Origin of the sequence: Paludibaculum fermentans, assembly GCF_051172195.1 — a bacterium.
Classification (GTDB): domain Bacteria; phylum Acidobacteriota; class Terriglobia; order Bryobacterales; family Bryobacteraceae; genus Paludibaculum; species Paludibaculum fermentans_A.
Window position 1 is genome coordinate 2,845,985 of the sequence record NZ_JBPJAQ010000001.1, and the last position, 19,763, is coordinate 2,865,747.

The 19,763-nt window shown below is 61.1% G+C and carries 17 protein-coding genes; 10 read left to right on the forward strand and 7 right to left on the reverse strand.

The window, feature by feature from the left end:
- Nucleotides 1–43 precede the first annotated feature (43 nt).
- Entirely contained in the window at nucleotides 44–694 is a 651-nt protein-coding gene (locus tag ACR9Y2_RS11655; protein ID WP_435041437.1) for a 3-keto-disaccharide hydrolase, read from the reverse strand.
- Nucleotides 691–2,004 carry an AGE family epimerase/isomerase gene (locus tag ACR9Y2_RS11660; RefSeq protein ID WP_435041439.1) on the reverse strand — a complete coding sequence of 438 codons (1,314 nt, stop codon included), beginning with the start codon at nucleotides 2,002–2,004 and terminating at the stop codon, nucleotides 691–693. The genes ACR9Y2_RS11655 and ACR9Y2_RS11660 overlap by 4 nt, the downstream gene beginning before the upstream one ends.
- Between ACR9Y2_RS11660 and ACR9Y2_RS11665 the strand changes: the two genes are divergently transcribed.
- The gene (locus ACR9Y2_RS11665) at nucleotides 2,003–2,821 is read left to right on the forward strand and encodes an endonuclease/exonuclease/phosphatase family protein (protein ID WP_435041441.1); all 819 of its coding nucleotides are present in this window, start codon (nucleotides 2,003–2,005) and stop codon (nucleotides 2,819–2,821) included. The two genes, ACR9Y2_RS11660 and ACR9Y2_RS11665, sit on opposite strands and share 2 nt — an antisense overlap.
- On the opposite strand, the gene ACR9Y2_RS11670 is transcribed toward ACR9Y2_RS11665, so the two are convergent.
- Nucleotides 2,818–3,468: a hypothetical protein gene (locus ACR9Y2_RS11670; RefSeq protein WP_435041442.1), complete on the reverse strand. Its 651-nt coding sequence runs from the start codon at nucleotides 3,466–3,468 to the stop codon at nucleotides 2,818–2,820. The genes ACR9Y2_RS11665 and ACR9Y2_RS11670 overlap by 4 nt on opposite strands.
- Nucleotides 3,469–3,522: 54 nt before the next feature.
- On the opposite strand from ACR9Y2_RS11670, the gene ACR9Y2_RS11675 reads away from it, so the two are divergent.
- Nucleotides 3,523–4,164 (forward strand): YceH family protein, encoded by a 642-nt coding sequence (locus tag ACR9Y2_RS11675; RefSeq protein ID WP_435041443.1) that lies wholly within the window; start codon nucleotides 3,523–3,525, stop codon nucleotides 4,162–4,164.
- An 11-nt stretch (nucleotides 4,165–4,175) separates the two neighbouring features.
- On the opposite strand, the gene ACR9Y2_RS11680 is transcribed toward ACR9Y2_RS11675, so the two are convergent.
- Nucleotides 4,176–5,960, reverse strand: coding sequence for an ABC-F family ATP-binding cassette domain-containing protein (locus tag ACR9Y2_RS11680; protein WP_435041445.1), 1,785 nt, complete (start codon nucleotides 5,958–5,960; stop codon nucleotides 4,176–4,178).
- Nucleotides 5,961–6,368: 408 nt separating this feature from the next.
- On the opposite strand from ACR9Y2_RS11680, the gene ACR9Y2_RS11685 reads away from it, so the two are divergent.
- Both ACR9Y2_RS11685 and ACR9Y2_RS11690 read left to right on the forward strand, forming a co-directional pair.
- Entirely contained in the window at nucleotides 6,369–6,872 is a 504-nt protein-coding gene (locus ACR9Y2_RS11685; protein WP_435041447.1) for a ComF family protein, read from the forward strand.
- Nucleotides 6,873–7,403: an HNH endonuclease gene (locus ACR9Y2_RS11690; RefSeq protein ID WP_435041449.1), complete on the forward strand. Its 531-nt coding sequence runs from the start codon at nucleotides 6,873–6,875 to the stop codon at nucleotides 7,401–7,403.
- A 34-nt stretch (nucleotides 7,404–7,437) separates the two neighbouring features.
- Here ACR9Y2_RS11690 and infC read toward each other — a convergent pair whose 3' ends face one another.
- A complete protein-coding gene (gene infC, locus ACR9Y2_RS11695; protein ID WP_435041452.1) occupies nucleotides 7,438–8,055 on the reverse strand; it encodes a translation initiation factor IF-3 in 618 nt (205 codons plus the stop codon).
- A 231-nt stretch (nucleotides 8,056–8,286) separates the two neighbouring features.
- Nucleotides 8,287–9,738, reverse strand: coding sequence for a sulfatase (locus tag ACR9Y2_RS11700; RefSeq protein WP_435041454.1), 1,452 nt, complete (start codon nucleotides 9,736–9,738; stop codon nucleotides 8,287–8,289).
- Between the two features lie 93 nt (nucleotides 9,739–9,831).
- Between ACR9Y2_RS11700 and ACR9Y2_RS11705 the strand changes: the two genes are divergently transcribed.
- The 5 genes from ACR9Y2_RS11705 to ACR9Y2_RS11725 all read left to right on the forward strand — a co-directional run bounded on the left by ACR9Y2_RS11705 (nucleotide 9,832) and on the right by ACR9Y2_RS11725 (nucleotide 16,764).
- Nucleotides 9,832–11,304 (forward strand): hypothetical protein, encoded by a 1,473-nt coding sequence (locus ACR9Y2_RS11705; RefSeq protein ID WP_435041455.1) that lies wholly within the window; start codon nucleotides 9,832–9,834, stop codon nucleotides 11,302–11,304.
- The gene (locus tag ACR9Y2_RS11710; protein WP_435041456.1) at nucleotides 11,304–12,203 is read left to right on the forward strand and encodes a dihydrodipicolinate synthase family protein; all 900 of its coding nucleotides are present in this window, start codon (nucleotides 11,304–11,306) and stop codon (nucleotides 12,201–12,203) included. The genes ACR9Y2_RS11705 and ACR9Y2_RS11710 overlap by 1 nt, the downstream gene beginning before the upstream one ends.
- 139 nt (nucleotides 12,204–12,342) lie before the next feature.
- Complete coding sequence (locus ACR9Y2_RS11715; RefSeq protein ID WP_435041457.1) at nucleotides 12,343–12,522, forward strand: hypothetical protein; 180 nt, start codon at nucleotides 12,343–12,345, stop codon at nucleotides 12,520–12,522.
- A gap of 75 nt (nucleotides 12,523–12,597) precedes the next feature.
- Complete coding sequence (locus ACR9Y2_RS11720; protein ID WP_435041459.1) at nucleotides 12,598–15,765, forward strand: hypothetical protein; 3,168 nt, start codon at nucleotides 12,598–12,600, stop codon at nucleotides 15,763–15,765.
- Between the two features lie 54 nt (nucleotides 15,766–15,819).
- Nucleotides 15,820–16,764, forward strand: coding sequence for a PhzF family phenazine biosynthesis protein (locus tag ACR9Y2_RS11725; protein ID WP_435041460.1), 945 nt, complete (start codon nucleotides 15,820–15,822; stop codon nucleotides 16,762–16,764).
- On the opposite strand, the gene ACR9Y2_RS11730 is transcribed toward ACR9Y2_RS11725, so the two are convergent.
- Entirely contained in the window at nucleotides 16,725–18,293 is a 1,569-nt protein-coding gene (locus ACR9Y2_RS11730) for a Fic family protein (RefSeq protein WP_435041461.1), read from the reverse strand. The genes ACR9Y2_RS11725 and ACR9Y2_RS11730 overlap by 40 nt on opposite strands.
- Nucleotides 18,294–18,538: 245 nt before the next feature.
- Here ACR9Y2_RS11730 and ACR9Y2_RS11735 point away from each other — a divergent pair, with 245 nt between their 5' ends.
- Nucleotides 18,539–19,726, forward strand: a complete 1,188-nt coding sequence (locus tag ACR9Y2_RS11735; protein ID WP_435041462.1) for a PQQ-dependent sugar dehydrogenase — start codon at nucleotides 18,539–18,541, stop codon at nucleotides 19,724–19,726.
- The last annotated feature ends 37 nt before the right edge of the window (nucleotides 19,727–19,763 follow it).

The window sequence follows — 19,763 nt, forward strand, 5'->3', positions numbered from 1 at the left end:
CGTGCGGTCTCAATCCGGGTGTATCCAAACAGCCGATCGTGGGCTACGCCAGCGTCTTGATCCGGATGTTTCGGAATTCCACCTTCGTGCCATGCCCGAGGAAACCGATATGCCCGCTCTTCCGCAACAGCCCGGGGTGCTTCTTCAGTACCTCGGGATCCTTCACCGTGGCCAGATCCACATCCGTAATGACGGTGCCATTGAGCGTAACTTTGATGTTCGTGTCCTTGGCCATGATCTCTTCGGAGTTCCAAACGCCATTGCGCTTCACGAACCCGTGCTTGGCGGCGAAGACGCCATAGACTGAGCCGGTATACTGCTCGGGCTTGATGGGGTTCTTGCCGTGGTACATGGCCGATTCTTCGTCGAGAACCTGGATCTCCATGCCAACATAAGCGGCATCACCTTCCAGCGGAGCACGGATGCCGACTCCGTTGTTGCTGCCTTCCCATACCCGCCATTCCAGCCTCAGCACGAAATCGGAATACTCCTTCACGGTGAACAGATTCCCGCCGCCTTCCTGCGGGCACTGGATCACTCCGTCCGTCACCACATAGCCGGGACCGCGGCCATGCACGAGAGTCCAGCCATCCAGATCCTTACCGTTAAACAGCGGCGTGAAGCCGGGTTCTTTCTGTGCAAGCGCCACGGGCGCTGCCGCGAGAGCAGCGAGAAGTGCGCGTCTGGTGGTCATTTTTGTTCCTGAAGTCCTTTGAGTAGTTGGATGCATTCGATCATCGCACGGCCGTTGTGGTAACCGGCCTTCCAGGCATTGGCTTTGTCGCCCGAAGACTCTAGCCGTTCACTCACCGCTGGCCACCATTCTCCATGCACCCAGTCGATCTGGTGGCGGTTGGTGAAATCCCATGTCTTTTCGAAGATACCCCAATACAGGGGGTCCTTGGTCAGTTTGAACATGGTCAGTGCGCTGACTAACGCTTCCGCTTCCACCCACCACGTCTTGCGGCGGGCCGTGGCCGGTTGCAGGAAGGGCCCCCAGTCCCAGAACCCGCCGTCCTTCTCGTCCCAGCCGTACTTGAGCGAATACGCGAAATTGCTGCGGAACAAGTCCATCATCGGCGATACAGGGACCTGGGCCGCTTCGGCCGCGTCTACCAGCAGCCAGATGTTCTCCAGGTCGTGTCCATAACTGGAGCGCGCTCCTCCGCCCTCGCGAATCGGCGTCCAGTCGAGCTGGTACTGGTCGCTGCACGAGCCCACATCCTTGCGCACCACCGCGTTGCTCTCGATCGTCATCAGTTCCAGCAGCCTCTCTCGAGCTAAAGGCAGCCGGGAGGCCCGGTAGAATGTCGTCATCGCCTCCATCAGGTGGAGATGGGTGTTCATGAGTTTTACACTGCTGTCCACGCCCATGTAGCCCGGCTCCCCTGCCGGTGACGGAGTCCAGTCCTCCTCGAAGGTCTCCCGGTAGCCGCCATGCTTCGCGTCGTGCGCCTTCTTCTCGAACAGGTCAAAGACCTTTGTTGCGAAGGCCAGCACGTCCTTGCGGCTGGAGGCCTGCGCATATTCGCTGATCGCATAGAGCGCGAACGACTCACCGTACATGTGCTTCTTCGGGCGCGTCTTCTTCTCGCCCGTAACATCTACTTCCCAATAGAAGCCGCCGTCTTTCGTGTCCCACATTTTCGTGGTGAGGAACTGGTAACCGTGTTCGGCCGCGGCCAGCATCTGCTTGCGATCGCCATAACCCGCGCGGGCGGCGCGCGCGAACAGCCACACCATCCGCGCCTGCGTCACAATCATCTTCGGCGCGTCACCCTTCGACTGCCCGTCCGGCCCATGGTTGATCGTGTAACCGCCGTATTTCCGGTCCAGCGATTGTGGATACCAGAAGCCCAGGATATTCTCGCGTAGCGCTTCTTCCATCGGTGCGACGGCCGTCGCTGGCGTCAGGCTTTGAGCGCCCAACGACCCGAGAACAGTACACATTACGAGAAGCCGGCCCGCGACATTCATGCGTGCGATTGTATAACGTAAGGGCATGTGGAAAGTCCTTCTTCTCGCCTTCTTCCTCTCCTCCCTGCTGCCTGCGGAAACGCTGCGTGTCATGACCTTCAATGTCCGGTATCCGAATCCTGGTGACGGCGCCAATGTCTGGTCCGCCCGGCGCGACCTCTTCGTCGAAACAGTCAAAGCCAGCGCTCCGGACGTAATGGGCACTCAGGAACTGTTCTATGAGCAGGGCCAGTACATCGTGGAGAAGCTTCCCGACTATGCCTGGTTCGGTGTCAGCCGCCGCGGCAACCACGAAGACGAACACATGGGCGTGTTCTACCGGAAGGACCGGCTGCGTGTGGTCGACTCGGGCGATTTCTGGCTCTCCACAACTCCGGAGCGTGCCGGCAGCAGTTCCTGGCAGATGAGCCTGCCGCGCATGGTTACCTGGGCGCTCTTTGAGGTGCGCGGCGGAGCGAAATTCCTGTTCCTCAATACCCATTTCCCCCACCGCGACATCGACGAGGCGGCCCGGGTGAAATGCGCCCGCCTGCTGGCCGGCCGTATCGGCCTCTACGACGAGGACTTGCCCATCGTCCTCACCGGCGATTTCAACGCACCTGCCACCGGCGGAGCTTACGCCATCCTCAGCCCGTTGATGAAGGACGCCTGGAAGGCAGTGCATCCGGGGCGCGAAGAGGGCACGTTCCACGGCTTTCGTGGGACGCCCCGCCCTGACCGCATCGACTGGATCTTCTATCGTGCCCCCTGGAAGGTGACCTCGGCCGAAATCATCACCCACCACCAGGGCGCGTTGTACCCGTCCGACCACTTCCCTGTTGTGGTCGCGTTTGAGCTGCCCTAATTCTGGTGCGGTGTTCGTGCTCGGCGGGCCTGCCATTCGAACAGCGTAGTGATCACGTGCGACGGTGCGCCGGTCATTGCCTGCCTATACTCATACCCGGTGCCAACCTTTATCCGGGAGTTCATTTTCCACAGGACGCCCGCCGCATAACGTCCGTACCACACGCCACGTTCATGCAGCGCCTCCCCGCTGGCATAGGGCTCACCGAAATGGAGCTTCTTCGTGAGCAGCGCCCGTGTCCGCCAACGGCGGTAATCCAGTAACTGGGCGGAGTGGAAGCTTTCCAGTGCGGCGCGGGCATCGACTGACCATGTTTCGCCGCGCAATACCCGGTATTGCAGCCCCCCGAAGGCTCTATGGATGTCGTAGTTCGTGTGGACCGCCCGCCGGTTCTGGTTCGAGAAGTAATAGCCGGAGATGACCAGAAGACGCGGATTGGCCTGCCAGAGCAGGACAGGGCCGCCGCGGAACTGGTTGTAAGCGGCTATGTTTTCAAAGGCCCGAAGGCGAGTGTGCATCTGCAGCGTGAGGCCGCGCCGCCACTCGAAGTTCAGGTTGAATGCATGTAGCGACTCGACATCGTCCGCGTAGGCAGGGGACTGAGCCAGCGCTGCCAGCATGGCGCCGGCCAACAGCCACTGTTTCATTTCGGTTTATTTTTCATTACAGCACGGTGGCGGCGCGGTATGGCATCCTCTTAGGTGTCTTTCGATTTGGACCTCGTAGAAGCCCGTGTGCTCGGGTGCCTCGCGGAAAAAGACTTGGCCACACCGGAGTACTACCCGCTGTCGCTCAATGCCTTAACCAACGCCTGCAATCAGAAATCGAACCGCGAACCGGTCGTTAGTTACGACGAAGTTACCGTCCGGGAAGGACTTTGCTCGCTCCGCGATCGTGGCTTGACGACCTTTGTCTCCGAAGCCGGCAGCCGGGTGGAGAAGTTCCGGCACCGGTTGAACGAGCGGTTCAATTTCACCCGTGGTGAACTGTCAGTGTTGACTGTACTGCTATTGCGCGGCCCGCAGACGCCCGGTGAATTGCGGCAGCGCACCGACCGCATGCATGCGTTCGAGGATCTCGACGCCCTCACGCACACACTGGAAAAACTGGCTGCTCGCAATCCTGAGCCGGTGGTCCGCCAACTGGACCGCGTGCCGGGGATGAAGGAATCCCGCTGGGCCCACCTGCTCTCAGGAGAGCCGGTTCTTCCGGCGATGCAAGCCATCGAGTACGTCACTGCCCAGCCGCACGGGTCCCCCCTGCAGGAGCGCGTAGATCAACTGGAAGCAGAGTTGAAGTCGCTGCGCGAGGAGTTCGAGCAGTTCAAAGCGCAGTTCGGCTGATTCTGGACCTCTTAGGCGAGCTTGGCTTCGAGTTCCGCCCAGCGAGCATACAACCGGTCGACTTCATCCTGCGCCGACTGCATAGCCGTGTAGGCGGCTTCCAGGCGCCGCGGCTCGCCCGCAATCGACGCGTCGTGGACCTCGGTATGTGCCTGTTCCAGCGCCGCTTCCGCCTGGAGAATCTTCGCTTCCATCCCATCCCACTCGCGCTGATCCAGGTAGGAAAGCCGCTTCTTGGGCGCCCCTTCCGCCGGTTTGTCCGCGGGAGCGGACTGTGACTTGGCCTGCGCCGCTTTGGCTTGCCTGGCTTCTTTTAACCCTGTCTCCCACTGGGATAGGTCGGCATAGATCCGCGCTCCGCCGTCCCCGTCCAGGCCCAGCACGGCGTTGGTTACGCGGTCCATCAGATACCGGTCGTGGGTGACCAGCACCAAGGCGCCCGGAAACTCCGCCAGGCTGTCTTCCAATACCTCAAGGGTCGGAATATCCAGGTCGTTCGTGGGCTCGTCCAGCAGCAGGACGTCGGCTTCTTCCAGCATCAGCCGGGCGATGTGGACACGGGCCCGCTCGCCTCCGGACAGGCTCCCCACCGGCTGTACCAGTTGCTCTTCCTTGAAAAGAAACTGCTTCGCCCAGCCGTTCACGTGGATCGTACGGCCGTTGAAGACGACCGAGTCACCTTCGGGCGCCAGCGCGCGTCGCAGCGTGAGCGCCGGGTCGATCTGCTGCCGGTTTTGCTCGAAGTAGACGACTCGCAGGTTGTCGGCCCTGCGGATCTCGCCCGCCGTCGGCTTCAACTGGTCCAGCAGCAGGCGCAGCAGCGTCGTTTTGCCGCTGCCGTTCGGGCCGGCCAAGCCCAGGCTGCGGCCCGGTGCCAGCACGAAATCAAGATTCTTCATGAGAGTACGGCCGCCGATGCCATACTCCAGTCCCGCCACTTCGATTAGTTTCTTGGTCTTACGGTCGCTGGCGGTGAAGTCAATCTGCGCTTTGGCCGTGCGCGTTCTCGTTTCGATATCATCCAGCGCGGCAATCATCTCATTGGCGGTTCCAATGCGGGCCTTGGATTTGCGCGTGCGGGCCTTCGCTCCGCGTCGCAGCCACTCCACCTCTCGTTTTACGCGAATCTCCAGCGCCTCGCGGTGTTTGGACTGTGCCTCGAAGTACTGTTCCCGCTTCTCCAGAAAGCTGCTGTAGTTGCCGGCCACCCGGAACAAACCGTCCGGGTAAACACGGTTCAACTCCATCATGTTCGTGGCCACGTTCTCGAGAAAGTAGCGGTCGTGGCTGACCACCACGCAGCCAAACGGAGCCGCGGCCAGCATCCGCTCCAGCCAGGCAATCCCCTCAATGTCCAGGTGATTGGTCGGCTCGTCCAGCAGCATCAGGTCCGGGCGGTCAACCATCGCTACGGCGATCGCCAGCCGTTTGCGCCAGCCGCCCGAAAGCTCTCCGGCGCGGACTTGGGGATCGGTAAATCCAGCCTGTCCCAGCGCCACCGGGACCAGAGTGGGTTCGAATGCCGCTTCGTCCAAAATCTGACGGACGGTCTTGGCCGGCTCGAACACTGGGTCCTGTGGGACGTAAGTCATCCGCACGCCTTTGCGCAGCGCGACCTCGCCCCGGTCGGCATGGTCCAGGCCAGCCAAAACTTTGAGAAGTGTGGATTTGCCGGCTCCGTTGGGGCCGATCATGCCATGGCGCTCGCCGTCGCTGATGGTCAGTGACACGTTCTCGAACAGAGTTGTGGCCCCGAACTGGCGGGCGATGGATTGGCAATTGAGCAGCAGCGCCATGCGTCTCATTCCAGTGAACCACAGGCTTGCCCGCGGCATCGTCCCGGCCATCGGATTGCTGGAGTATAATGACCTTGGAGGTGGGTCTTCCCGAGTTTCCACTTCGCGAAACCCTCATCGCACTTTTCCGCAACCTGGCTTCGGAGAGCCGGGACCCCACTTCTTGCGCTCCTCTTCCCCGATGAATGCCGAATTTGCGGCACCGAACTGACTGAATTCCGCCGGGTTCCGATCTGCGCCGAGTGTCTCGAGGCCCCCTCCGTTCTGCAACCGGAGCACTTCTGCCTGCAGTGCCGGACCCCTTTCCTGAACGACAGGCCCCTGAACAGCGACGGAGTCTGCGGCCTTTGTGCCGCCGGCCTGACAAGGTACGACGCAGCTTACGCCTACGGTGACTATGACGGCGCATTGCGCGACCTGATTCACCTGTTCAAATACCATCGAATGCGCGCGCTGGCCCGGCCATTGGGCCGGTTGGTGACCCGCGCACTACCAAGGGACCAGATCTTTGACGCCATTGTCCCGATGCCCATCCACTGGCGCAAGCTTCTCTCCCGGGGATTCAATCAGAGCCGGCTGCTAGCCGGGGAGGTAGCACGCAGAACCGGGTTGCCTGTGGCAGCCTGCCTGCGCCGCAGAAAAAGCGCGCGCGCGCAGGCGGGTTTGAGCGGAAAACAGCGCCGGGCCAATGTTGCCGGCGCTTTTTTAGTACCCAAAGACAGCCAGCCCAAGGGGCAACGCCTTCTTTTGATTGACGATGTCTTTACGACCGGTGCCACGGCCAATGCCGCCGCCACTGCCCTCAAACGGGCAGGCGCCGCGCACGTCAGCGTTCTCACGCTGGCCAGGACCGACCGGCTGAGCGGATTTCAAGTGGTAAGAATCGCTGATGGAATGGAGAGGAGTGACTGAATGATCACGACACCCGACCGCCTGCACAGGCCGGTGCTCGTGCTGAATGCCAGCTACGAGCCCATTAACATCTGTGCCGCGCGCCGTGCCCTCGTGCTCGTCTTGAAAGGCGTTGCCTTGACCGAAGAACACACGCCGGGCACATTTCATGCCCAGCGAGCGGCCGTCCCGATGCCCAGCGTTATCCGCCTGTTGGAGTACCGTCGAATCCCGCATCAGACACGGGCGCTGTCCCGCAAGAACATCATGATGCGCGACCGCTACACTTGCCAGTACTGCCACAAAGTGTTCAACAGCGCCGACCTCACGCTGGATCACGTCATTCCTCGCTCCCGTAGCGGCGAAACCACTTGGGAGAATCTGGTTGCCTGCTGCCATTTCTGCAACAACAAGAAAGGCAACCGGACGCCCGAAGAGGCGGGTATGCGCCTGTTGCACCAGCCGCGCCCGTTCAATCTCCACACCGGCCGTCATCTCATGCGACTTCTGGCGAAGAGCGACGAGCAGTGGAAGAAGTATCTGTTTTATTAATGGGATAGGGGCGGTCGGCGACCGCCCCCGGATTTTAGGCCCGGCCTGAGTCGGGTGAAGCGGGCGGAGGCGGCGGCTTGGGTGCTGCCGACTTCGGCTTCTCTTTGACAGCTTCCTTCTTCAGGGGGCTGATGATGACGTGAGCGTTACGCCCTTCCAGTTTCGGAGAGCCTTCCACCGCACCGTGTTCCGCCAGATCGCCGGCAAAACGCAGCAGCAGCTTCTTGCCCAGGTCGACGTGAGCAATCTCTCGTCCGCGGAACTGCACCACGGCCTTCACCCGGTTGCCCTCGGCGAGAAACCGCACGGCGTGGTTCATTTTGAAGGTGTAGTCGTGGTCGTCGGTGTTGGGGCGGAACTTCAGCTCCTTCACCTGGATCACGTGCTGCTTCTTCTTCGCCTCGTGCTGCTTCTTCTTGACCTCATACTGCCACTGGCCGTAATCCATGGCCTTGGCCACCGGCGGCTCCGCCGTCGGTGCAATGAGAATGAGGTCGAGCCCAAGATCCTGTGCCCGGCGGATGGCCGCCTGGGTAGGCATCACCTCTACCGAGCCATCCGGAAAGACAGCGCGCACTTCTCGCGCCCGGATGGCCTCGTTGACGTTTTCTCTTACTTTGATTCGGGGGCGGGGAAACCTAGAAGGATACATGCGGGAGGTGCTTCTGAGAGATGTTCATGAGGTAGACTTCGATGCTCCTAAAACAGAAAAAGGGCATACCGGAGGGATTCTTTCCCGCCAGCGCCCCGGTCTGTTCAAACTCGATAGCGAAAGGAACCGTCAGTAATTGACCCTCTCCAGCCAACTATACACCACAAAGTCAAGTGGATGGAAGCACCTGGAGTGATTAGGAAGTTCGTCCGGATCAACTTTTTCTCATCCTCACGGTTCCTTTCTCTCAATCTTCGACTTAAAGTCAGGATTCACGAGCGGCATACGCGCGCCAGACGCCTTCCTCCAATTCGCGAGCCTGGCTCGAAGGGATCGAACCAAGTCCGGAAGTTTTGCGGCCAGATCTACGGATTCTCCTGGGTCCTCCCGCAGGTCGAACAGTTCCAGCCTGCCACTGTCCAAGTACTCCAATAGCTTCCAGGAGCCCGACCGGATCGCCGAAACCGGAGACGTGGTCGGATAGTAGTGCGGAAAATGGAAGCAGAGGTCCCGCTCACCGAGGGAACTCTCGGGTTGTTTCAGCAAGTTGGTTATCGAGACTCCGTCCCTCGTTCTGGTCCCGTTTGGGAGCCCGTTCAAACCTTGCAAAGTCGGATAGAAATCAGTCGTGATCACCGGCTCATGACAAACTGCATCTGCTGGAGTGATACCCGGTACCCGGATCATCAGCGGCACCCGCAGCCCGCCCTCATATAGCGACCCCTTCCCCGACCGCAAGGGCAGGTTGTTGGTTACCGGGATGCCGTCGAACTTCTCGGTGTACCCTCCGTTGTCCGACGTAAAGATGACGATCGTATTGCGGTCGAGTCCGGTGCTCTTCAGGCGGTCGAGCAGCCGGCCGACGTTGTAATCGTATCGGGCCAGCATCGCGGCATACGCCGGGTTCCGGTGCGTGTGCCGCGGTTCCAATTTGCGCCGGAATTTGTCGACCAGATCCGCCGGCGCCTCGATGGGCGTGTGAACTGAATGGCACCAATAGTTCAGGAAGAACGGAACCGCTGACTTGCGATCAATAACATCCAGGGCGGCGTCCGTGAGCAGGTCCGGCAGGTAATCTCCTGGCTTCGAATAAGGCAATCCTGGCACGTACCGGAATTCTCCGCCATACCGGCGGTCTCCGCTGAATGGATGGAAGAAGGTCTGCGGCGCGCCCCAAAAGGTTCCGCCGACATTCAGATCGAAGCCATGCGCTTCCGGATAGTATCCGGCGGTCCCCAGGTGCCATTTGCCGACATGCGCCGTATAGTACCCGGCCTGGCGGTACAGTTTCGCCAGCGAAATCTCGGATAGGGGAAGATTGCCGTCCGAAGGCGCCGGCAGCATCGGGCGATCCGTGGGAGGATCCACCGAGGCCTCATGCCACGTGGTCATTCCCAGCCTGGCAGGGGACTTGCCGGTAAGCAGTGCTGCCCGGGTGGGCGAACAGACGGGGGCGGATGCGTAGCCATTCGTAAACCGGACGGCGGTGCGCGCAAACGCGTCGAGATTCGGCGTCTCGTGGTAATTCGAGCCGTAGCACGCCAGGTCGGACCAGCCCAGGTCGTCGGCCAGAATAAAAAGAACATTCATCCGGCTCGCGGCAACCTGTGATGCGACAGCCGGCATGGCCGTCAGTGTGGAAAGAAAGCCGCGCCGTGTGGCCTCACTGTACGAGTACTTCATGACTGCAAGTGTTTACCCATTCTAGGCGAGACGTAACAGCCGGGGATTAGGCTATCCCTACCCGACCGTGCGTAAATAGATCGGATGTCCCGCATGACCTGGCCGGCAATTCTCGCCGTCGCCTTAGCCCATTCCATCGGCTGGGGCGTGCGTGGTCAATGGGGACACGAGGCCGGCGCCATGATTCCCGGAGCGCTTTCCGCCCTGGCCGCGGTGAGCTTCCTTGGCCGCTCCGACTGGTTGAGGCGCTTCCTGCCCTGCGCTTTCTTTGCCGCCCTAGGTTGGTCGTTCGGCGGCTCCATGTCCTACATGAAAGTGCTGGCCTTTACACATTCCGACTCAGCGCCCGACGTTGTCTACGGCTACGCGATGATCTTCGTCATCGGCTTCCTGTGGGGGATTCCGGGCGGAGCGGGTCTTGCCCTGCCTGCCACGTTGGACACCACCAGGCTGAAGAGTTTCTTCGGGCCGATTCTCGCGATCTCGGCGGCCTGGGTTGTCCTGGGCCAAGTGACTGAGTGGCTGGGCTGGGATCCCAACTGGTACGACAGTGATTGGCTGGCCGTCAGCCTGGCACTCGGCGCAATTCTGATCTACAGGGTTTGGAAAGGGCCGTCGTTTGCGGCTTCCCTGCTACTTCACATGGGGATCGGATGGTGGGTTGGTTTCCTCCTCTTTCCCGTTCTCCTCCGTCTTCGCATGACACCCCCGCGTGGCGATAATTGGGCGGGCACTATCGGGCTCTGCGTGGCGATGCTGTGGTTCTTTCGTAAGAATGATCTTCGACCCGTGTTCGAGGCGTCGATCATCACAGGCTTTGCCTCCGGCATCGGATTCGTTGTGGGCCAGTGGCTCAAGCTGTGGGGTTCCTCCACTGGCATTGTGACCAACTGGCATAGCGTAACCGAGCAGTCATTTGGCTTCATTGCCGGACTCGGAGTGGCACTGGCGGCCTATCGCCTGGCCGCGCAGACCCCTCCACTGGCACCAGAGGGCAACGAACTGAGAGCCCAATCCGCGGCCTATGCGGCCTTTCTCCTTGTGGTGATGACCTGGGTGAACATTTCCAAGAATCTGAACTCAGTCTGGCTGAAAGCCGGAACTGTGCCTGCCCATTTTTACGGGTTGGATGCTTACACCTGGTTCTCGCTGGCTTACCTGGCGCTGGCCGCAGTCATCCTTCTGCTACTGCGCGCGCATCTCCAACACACCCTGGCTGTCCTGCCATCGACCCCCTTAGGCCGCAGCCAGCTTCTCTTCGCGGTCCTGTTGTGGTGGATCGTGCTGGGCAACCTCTCCCGTGTGCTACCCTTCGCGCCAGAGCGGCTGGTCACTGAGGGCATCATCCACCTGAATGCGTGCGCCGTCACACTCCTGGTGTTGATCTGCCCCCGAGAGCACCAGTCCGTGATCGCGTTGTCCGGGTGCCCGCGCTTCCCTATCTGGGCGGCTGTGTCGCTGGCCGTGGTGGGCCTCCTCTCGTGGCACACGCTTTCGTTATATGATGGCCCCGCAACGGGTGCGCAGTTTCGGTTCGGTCCCCGGAGCAACAACCAACAGCGCTGATGTCAGATAACAACTCCTACACCGGGATTATTCCCCCGCTCGTCACTCCCCTGCTTGAACCGGAACGGCTCGATATTGGCGGCCTGGAACGCCTGATCGAACGCGGCATCGACGGCGGAGTCGACGGCTTCTTTCTGCTGGGCACTACCGGAGAGGCTCCCAACCTGAGCCACCGCCTGCAGCGCGAGTTCATCAAGCGCGCGTCCCAGATTATTGGTGGACGGAAGCCGGTGCTCACCGGGATCACCGACTGCTGCCTGACAGAGGCGCTGGACCTCTCGCGCTACGCGGCCGGATGCGGCGGAACCGCGGTAGTCTTTGCTCCTCCCTACTACTACCCGCTCTCGCAGGAAGAGCTGCTGCGCTACTGCCTGCGCCTGGTCGACTCCCTGCCGCTGCCCTTCTTCCTTTACAACATCCCCAGCCACACCCGGAACTCGTTTGAACGCTCCACTGCCCGGGTGCTGAGCCATCATCCAAATTGCCTTGGGATTAAGGACAGCTCCGGCGACTGGCCGTATTTTCAAGGACTACTGGAGGACTATCGCGACAGGAAGGACTTTTCCGTCCTGATGGGCCCCGAGGAACTGCTCGATCAGGCGGTGCTGGCCGGCGCATCCGGCGGCGTCTCCGGCGGAGCCAACCTCTACCCCAAGCTCTATGTCGACACCTGCCGGGCCGCGCGGGAAGGGCGTGCCGGCGAGGCCCGCGCCCTGCAGGCCACCATTCTGCGGCTGAGCGAGAAGATCTACGAGCCCGCCGGCTATCTGCGCGGCATGAAGTGCGCTCTCGACCTGGCCGGTGTATGCTCCGGCGTGCTTACTGAACCGTTTGCGCCGCTCGAAGATGAACAGCGAGCCGGAGTCCGCCAGGCGCTTCTCGAACTCGGACTGATCTAGTCCGCGCGCGGGCAGGGCCCATACGATATATCCGCGACTTCCCGGCAGGGCCTGCTCGAATCGAAGGCCGCCGTCGCGATCCCTTGTCCCGTGTCGCCGGGTCACTACCAGGACTTCATCCATTCAGTGAAATCGCGCAATGAAGATTCTGACCCCCGCGGAAGTGGCGCTGCGCTCCGCCATGCCGGAAAGGTTGGGGAACATTGCCATGTTCACCGGCCGCATGCTCAAGTGGGATGCCATGAGGATGGAGATCGCAGGTGACACGATAGCCTCCACAATACTGGGCCCGATGCTGCGGGCGCCGTGGGAATTGTAATCGGCTTAATCGATGTGAAGATCTGAAAAGCTGATTGCTGTGGAAGAAAGGCGTAGAATTGCAATCGGGATTTCTATGCGCGTTGCTCAGCATGTTTCGGTGCCGGTTTTCATTGCTCTACTGCTTGCAGGATTGCCGCCAGCACGGAGCTTTGCCGCTTCGCCGCAGGATTCGGGACCAGGCGCTGTCCTCCGCTCCCTATCCATTGCTCAATTCGAGAGCGACAACCCCGGGGTGATTCAGGCCATCGCGAGTGACGCTGCCGGAAATGTCTATGCCGCGGGGCGTACCATCTCGCCGAACTTCAAGTTGGAGAACCCGTTCCAAATTGGCCTTGGCGAATCTACCGGCATGCGCTCGCTCGACATGGGGCTGACCTGGAAGAGGCTGGGAATTCCTCCCGATGCCATCCAGATGATACTGCCAGATCCGGTCGATCCAAATGTGCTGTTCGCAGCCGGCGATCAGGTGATATTCAAGAGCTCGGATGCCGGCGAATCGTGGAAGGTCGTTGTTGCCAGGAATAAAGAGCCTGGGAATCCGTTCTACCTGCAACCCGTTGTGGATCGCGGCAACTCACAACGCCTGGCCGTTGCGGTAGGGAAAGGGATCCTGCTTCGCAGTTTCGACCGAGGGGAAACCTGGGCGGAGGCAGCCTGTCCTCTCTATAATTGCGGCACTGTGGCGGATGATCCCTCCGGCGCGGGCCGCTTATTGGCCTACTCTGCGGGACAGGCGGATATTTATCTATCCCCGGACTGGGGGCAGAGCTTCCAGCGCGTTGCCACCCCGCAATCAGCCAATCCGCTGGTGCGAGCTGCCAGCCTGGATCCAGCCCACCCGGGATGGATCTACGCGGTGACAGACAGCTTCACACAAAGCGAATTGTGGCTGTCGAAAGACTCTGGCGCCTCGTGGATCCGCAGGACACTCCCGCTGGATCCCTACAACTCCGTCAGTGCGTTTGTGCCTGATATCGAGCGAGCTGACACCTGGTACATTGTTTCGCTTTCCGATTTGTACCGAACGGAGGATGGTGGGGCGACATGGGTTCCGGTCCGCTATAAAACCAGCGGTTCGTTTGCGTTGCCCAGCCACCAATGCGGGTCGGGAGGCGGGCTGGTCGCGATCACCGGCTCTGGGACTGTGGCCGCCAGTTCCGATTTGGGAGCCAGCTGGGGGCCCGATCGACTGTACGGGTTCAGCCGTATCAGCGCAGGCCCGGATTGCGCCATTTATGGAACCAAGACCTTCAGCGGGGACGCGTTCCTTGTCAAGATCGCCCGGGATGGAAGCGTCGTCTGGTCCACCTTGCTCGCCGGTGCAATGGACGAATGGGTCACCGCCCTGAAGCTGGATGCCCACGGGGACATCGCGGTGCTTGGGTTCACTCGCTCCCCCGATTTTCCCAGGACCGCGCCGCATGTAGGTGTTGCCGGTGAGCGGGACCTTTTTGTAGCGCGCTTTTCGAACTCAGGCCAACTCCTGGGCGCAGTGACCGTGGGCGGCCAGTCGGACGAGCAACCCGTGGCTTTGGATATCGGTCCCCACTGTGATGCCTACGTTGCAGGGATCACCGCCTCCAGCGATTTTCCCGTCACACCTGATGCGTTGAATACGCGGACCACTACCAGCATGCGCGGCTTTGTCCTGCGGATCAATGCGGAAGGAGTATTGCAGTGGGCGACCTATTTTGGCGATACCATCACACCCTTCCCGGGCATCGAGTTCAGCGGGCCATCCGCTGTGCTTGCGGGCGCTGACGGACAGGTGTGGATCGGCGGCATCGGAATCCTGCCCGGAACCGAATTGCCCCCAGAGACGGAAGCCGGCTACCTGGCGCGGCTTGCGGCGGACGGAACACGGCTCAACGCTTATCGCTACCTGGGTGGGCCCGTCTCGCTCAGCCACATGGTTAACTATGGGCCGCGGGCCTTGGCCACCGATTCGCAGGGCTATCTGTATGTTGGCGGCACCACGCGCAGCGGTGCGTTCCCCAGGACCGCGGGTGCTCTCGATCGCGGCGTCGCGGTGGGACAGTGCTGGTCGGCGTACCAATTGTCATCCAGTACACCCGCCCAGCAGATCTATCTGATGAAGCTCATGCCGGACAACCTTGAGCCGGTGTACTCCGCATTGCTCGGTGGGCATTGCGACACCCAGTTCGGCTCGCTGGCCGTCGATGAGCAGGGAGTGGCTGGCTTCTCCGTATCGACAGGCCAAGGGTTCCCCCTGAGCGCCCCCTTGCAGGCCGCACCTTCCATCGCTGATCCAGTCTCAATTCCGGCGGCCAGGCTTGTGGCCCGCTTAAGCTCCGACGGGAGTTCGCTGCTCTTCTCTTCCTACCTGGACGCCTCTTCGGCGTTGCCCGCGCCGTCTATCGCAAACGCGCCGGAGGGTGGATTGTACGCCGCCGTCCAGAGAGGCTCGCAGCAGAGGGTCTTGCAGCTTCCCTCTGCTGTGACGGCAGCACTGACGCTCGATCGAGTCTCCAATTCGTTCAGCGGCGATGGGGCCGGCGTAACCGCAAACTCAATCTACACTCTTGATGTCCGAGGACTGGACGCCGAAACTACCGATTCTGGCCTGAATCCGGCACAAGGTCTTCCAACGGAACAGGCCGGCGTGCGTGTGACCTTTGATGGTGTGTCTGTTCCGATTCTCTCCACTACGTCCGGCCGGGTCACTGTCGTGTCTCCCAATGAACTCGACCAGTTCACCGCCATCCAAGTGAGCTACCAGGGGCATCAGTCGAACATTGTGTTTTTGCCAGTCCTCCCTGAAGGAGCTCCCACTCTCGCAACACGCGACTATTCCTCGGAGGGCGTCCCGCCATTCGCCGGGGTCATCTACAACGAAGATGGGACCACCAACGATGCAGAGCACCCCGCGCGGCCTGGCTCGACCATTCTGGCTTTGGTCTCCGGAGTCTCGATCGCCGGGTCCGCTCCTGTTCCGGGTGCAATCCACGCTTCGGATGCAAGCTGGCCTACGAGGCTGTTCTACTACAGCTGGGGCAAACTCCCTCTCCAGGTGCAGGTGAGGCCGCTGCCCGGCTTCCTGACCGCCATCTACCAATTGGTACTGACTGTTCCGGACTCCCCGGAGCCGGGCGTCCTCCAAGCGTTCCCGTTGACAGTTTCGGGATATAACATCGTCCGGAACAACCTGTTCGCCTTCATTCCCTTCGGGACAAATCCGTATGGGATTCTCCCCAGCGCTGTTTCGGTCTATGTGAAATAGACACGGCGCCTTAGTGCGCCGCCACCGCGGGATGGCAGAATAGAGGAATTCCTCATGCTCTCCCGACGCGAGTTTCACGCTCTCTCGGCCCTCACTTCCATGTCAGCCAACGCCCCTGTACGCACGTTTGCTTTTGAATGGTGGGACGTTTTCACCACGCAACCTCTCAGCGGCAATCAGCTTGCCGTCTTCCCCGATGCCACCGGGCTCAGCGACGCCGAAATGCAGCGCATAGCCCACGAGATGAACCTCTCCGAGACGACTTTCGTGCTGCCACGCGACAAGGCCACGGAAGCACGTCAGGGTGTGAAAGTCCGGATCTTCACCCGCGAGCACGAGATCCCCTTCGGCGGGCATCCTGCCCTCGGCACCGCGTGCCTGTTGCGCGAACGCGTGGGTGATCTGGTCAAGCTTGATCTCGGCATCGGGCTCGTACCCGTTACATTCACCAGACAGTCCAGCGGCCTGGTGTTCGGCGATATGCTGCAGGCCGACCCGGTGTTTGCCGAGACGCACGAACACGCCAGGATCGCGCCGCTGCTGGGCCTGCGCCTGGAAGATCTCGACACCAGCTTGCCCATCCAGAATGTTTCTACCGGGCGGCCCAATCTCCTCGTGATGCTGCGGTCGCTGGACGCGATCCGGCGGCTTAAGGTGAATTGGAACGATGCCCGCCCGTACTTCGCCGCCGGGGACAACCAGCGCGGATTCTATGTGATGACCCGGGAAGTCGAAACACCGGGCGTGTTCCTGCATGCCCGCAAGCCCAGTGCCGCGCAGGAGGATCCGGCAACCGGCTCAGCCGCAGGCTGCGCGATTGCGTGGCTGGTGAAGCAGGGGCTGGTCGAATCGGGACAGAGAGTCCGCTTTGAGCAGGGGCTGGAAATGAAAAGGCCAGGGGAATTGCACGTCAGCGCGGTGAAGTCAGGGGAGCGGATCCACGACGTCCGCGTCGGCGGTTACTGCGTGCGGGTGATGCGGGGCGCGGTTTCGCTCTGAGCGGTCGGATCCGGCTCCATTCCGCTCTCGCCAATCTGTACCATCCGCCGGACGACGGCCTCTTCGATCCTGCCCAACTCATCGTCCGTGACCACGGCAAACATCTGCCGCTTGCCCTTCGCCAGGTGCCCGTTGTTTTGCAGCAGCAGCTTCACCAGCAGCCGCAGCCGGGTGTCTGGCAGTTCCACCACGGCCTGCGTGTCCCGGTAGGCCCCGTCAAACAGTTGCAGGAAACGGAGTTCCTCCGGCCAGTCCTTACGCAGCGTCTCCTCGATGCACTCATAGAGGAATTCGGCGTGGCGGGTCAGGTCCGGATACCGGTACAGGCCTCCAGTGGCGTTCTGGACCGCCATCCTGTTGTCGGCATCCAACTCGTACCGCACGCCCGGGTTCACCAACCGGGATACGGTCTCCAGCACCGCATCGTATTCTTTCATCCGACGCTGGATCGCCGCTGAGACCGGGAAGATAATGCCCTCCGGCGTATACTGTGCCGCTGCCAGGATGTGGTGAATCAGGAATCGGTGCAGCCGCCCGTTTCCATCCTCAAACGGGTGTAGGTACACGAAGCCGAAAGCCACACAGGCTGCAAGCGGGACGACATCGCCGAGCTCCACCTTGGCGATTCTGGCGACCAGATCGGTCCACCCTTTCATCAGCTCCGGCAGGTCCTCCGGTTTTGGGCAGACATAGCGGACATCTTCGGAGTAGTCGACGCGGGTGCGCCCGACGTAGTTCTGGATCGTCCGCCAGCCTGTGGCGGCAAACCGCCGATCCTGCACGATCTCGTTCTGGAGCCGCACCAACTCCAACTCGCCGGCCACCTCCTGACGGCCAGCCTGTGCCAGCACCGCCAGGAATCGCTCTTCGCGGCCCGGCGCCGGTGTCTCCCCCTCAATGGCATAGGAGGAGCGGGTCTCACTCCGGTACAGATAGTCGGCGGCTCGCCGAAACAGGAGAGGGTCCAGGCCCAGCGTCAGCGCCCGCGCTTCGGTGCCGTAGTTCTTCTCCCCTCTCTCTTTCAGCGCCTTGGATCGTCGCACCAGAGGACAGTATTCGATGGGGCCCAATAGATTCTCGCGGATGTGGTGCCGCTGCGAGAGGGGCGTATCGTAGCGGCTGCTGCGCAGGACGATCTGGAGATCTCCATCCGCCAGATCTGCAAACGGAGCCCGGCTGTCATTCAATGGCAGACGATTACCCGTCAAGCGCTCGTATAGATACCAAGCCCGCTGGGCATACTTGCTGTTCGGCTGGCCGGAGACCCAGCCGGTGACCACCTGTGCCGGCAAAGCGTCCATTACCCGATGCCACACGCGCAGGTCCAGCGGCTCATGGCGCAACGCAAATTGCAGATGCTTCTGCAGCGTGCCGCACGCATACGTCTGTGGATAGGTTTCCAGAACCAAGTCCTGGCTTTCTACCGTCCGGCGAGCCGATGCCCGCACCTCGCTCCGCACGAACGGAGGTTCCACATCGGAGAGCTGTAGCTCCTGCAACAGGCCCATTAAGCCGATTGGCCCGATCACTCGACCCTCCCCGTGGAAATACGTATCGCGGCAGCCGGTTTCATGACAGGACGCAAACCAACTAGTGGTTTTATGTCTTGTCTGCCGTCTCCGTGTAGATTCGCTCTCACTCATCCAGAATTATATGTCAGCTCTACGTTTCATGTGGAAAATATCGACCAGTGTTTCTGTGTTCGCCATTTATTTCCTGGTGAGGAAGTAGTGTTTGCTAGGGTGCTCACCCACCCTCCGCTACAATGCGAGTAATGACGACTTCCCATCTGGTGCTGCTTGCGGTAGCTCTGGGCGCCTCCGCCACGGCCGCCGATCCGCCTAAGCTCCCCGCTCCCTACCACACGCCATCCGCTTCCAACGCGCCTCGTGTCGTCGACCGGCCCGATGGCGCTCGTCTCACCGTACCCGCCGGCTTCTCCATCGAGGAATATGCCTCCAACTTCTCCACGCCCCGCTACATGATTTATGGCCCCTCCGGCGAGATCCTGCTCACGGAAAGCGGCCGCCAGGGTGGTGTCTACGCCCTTGTTGATAAGAACAAGGATGGCAAGATCACCGAGAACGAGAAGACGCGCCTGGTCGACAAACTCAACCGGCCCTTCGGTCTCGCGATCTGGAAAGACTATCTGTATGTCGGGGAAGTCACTTCCATCAAGCGCTACAAGTACGACTCCAGGACCCTGAAACTCGGGCCCGGAGAAGAAGTGGTTGCCTTGAAGGATGCGGAGGAGGGCCACTGGACCCGCAGCCTCCTGTTCGACCGCAAGGGCGAGAAGTTCTATGTCGGTGTCGGCTCGAAATCCAATGTGTCGCCCGGTGAGCCGGAGATCCGGGCCGCCATCTCGCGCTACAACCCCGACGGCAGCGGCCGCGAAATTGTTGCTGCCGGCACGCGTAATCCCATCGGCCTGGCGCTCTATCCCGGCTCCGATAGCCTCTGGGCCGCGGTACAAGAGCGGGACGGCCTCGGCGATGACCTGGTGCCCGACTACTTCACCTCCATCAGGCCTGGCGGCTTCTACGGCTGGCCCTATTCCTACATCGGCCCCAATGAAGATCCGCGGAATAAAGGCCAGAAGTCCGACCTGGTGGCAAAAACCATCGTGCCGGACGTCGTTCTGCCCGCGCATGTCGCGGTGCTCGATGCCCGTTTCTACACCGGCAGGATGTTCCCGGCCAAGTATCAGGGCGGCGCCTTCCTCGCCTTCCACGGCTCCTGGAATCGCTCGCAGCGCATCGGCTACTCCGTGGCCTTTGTTCCATTCAAGGACGGCAAGCCCAGCGGGCCCCGGGAGGACTTTCTCAGCGGCTTCATGCCAGATCCCACTTCCAAAGAAGTCTGGGGCCGGCCCGTCGGCCTGCTGCCTATGGCGGACGGCAGCCTGCTCGTCACCGACGACGGTGGCAACAAAATCTGGCGCATCTTCTACAGGAAGTAGCCTTCTCGTCCTGGCGTACGCCAGATACGTCAGGATG

Coding starts and splice junctions, on each gene's coding strand:
- ACR9Y2_RS11735 (WP_435041462.1), top strand. CDS start 18,539: ATGACGACTTCCCATCTGGTGCTGCTTGCGGTAGCTCTGGGCGCCTCC.
- ACR9Y2_RS11705 (WP_435041455.1), top strand. CDS start 9,832: ATGACCTGGCCGGCAATTCTCGCCGTCGCCTTAGCCCATTCCATCGGC.
- ACR9Y2_RS11655 (WP_435041437.1), bottom strand. CDS start 694: ATGACCACCAGACGCGCACTTCTCGCTGCTCTCGCGGCAGCGCCCGTG.
- ACR9Y2_RS11690 (WP_435041449.1), top strand. CDS start 6,873: ATGATCACGACACCCGACCGCCTGCACAGGCCGGTGCTCGTGCTGAAT.
- ACR9Y2_RS11660 (WP_435041439.1), bottom strand. CDS start 2,004: ATGCCCTTACGTTATACAATCGCACGCATGAATGTCGCGGGCCGGCTT.
- ACR9Y2_RS11700 (WP_435041454.1), bottom strand. CDS start 9,738: ATGAAGTACTCGTACAGTGAGGCCACACGGCGCGGCTTTCTTTCCACA.
- ACR9Y2_RS11680 (WP_435041445.1), bottom strand. CDS start 5,960: ATGGCGCTGCTGCTCAATTGCCAATCCATCGCCCGCCAGTTCGGGGCC.
- ACR9Y2_RS11710 (WP_435041456.1), top strand. CDS start 11,304: ATGTCAGATAACAACTCCTACACCGGGATTATTCCCCCGCTCGTCACT.
- ACR9Y2_RS11670 (WP_435041442.1), bottom strand. CDS start 3,468: ATGAAACAGTGGCTGTTGGCCGGCGCCATGCTGGCAGCGCTGGCTCAG.
- infC (WP_435041452.1), bottom strand. CDS start 8,055: ATGTATCCTTCTAGGTTTCCCCGCCCCCGAATCAAAGTAAGAGAAAAC.
- ACR9Y2_RS11715 (WP_435041457.1), top strand. CDS start 12,343: ATGAAGATTCTGACCCCCGCGGAAGTGGCGCTGCGCTCCGCCATGCCG.
- ACR9Y2_RS11665 (WP_435041441.1), top strand. CDS start 2,003: ATGTGGAAAGTCCTTCTTCTCGCCTTCTTCCTCTCCTCCCTGCTGCCT.
- ACR9Y2_RS11725 (WP_435041460.1), top strand. CDS start 15,820: ATGCTCTCCCGACGCGAGTTTCACGCTCTCTCGGCCCTCACTTCCATG.
- ACR9Y2_RS11720 (WP_435041459.1), top strand. CDS start 12,598: ATGCGCGTTGCTCAGCATGTTTCGGTGCCGGTTTTCATTGCTCTACTG.